General features: G+C 42.0%; 1 pseudogene. It reads right to left on the reverse strand.

The annotated features are described in order from the left end of the window. Positions 1 to 255 (reverse strand): annotated as a pseudogene (locus ACYQ4S_RS12965) (hypothetical protein); the annotation flags it as partial.

Raw genomic sequence — 255 nt, forward strand, 5'->3', positions numbered from 1 at the left:
TTCAAATGGGCATAGAGCTCTTTAAGGGTATAGCGCTGTCCTTGATAGCCGTAGGTTGCACGCATGGGTTTGATCATGCAGATGACCTGTAAGGGATAGTCTGTTACAACTTGCTTAATGACTGCAGCGTGACCAAACCAGCTATCAAAGAGAATCGTGTTTGCCTTTAAACGGTTTAAAGGTAGAGCATTTAGTAAATCAAACATTGTTTCTGTTGCTTTCTTTTGAGCTTCTTGACGGCGTTTATATCCAACG

The sequence above is a fragment of the Alkalibacterium sp. s-m-28 genome, assembly GCF_054658175.1.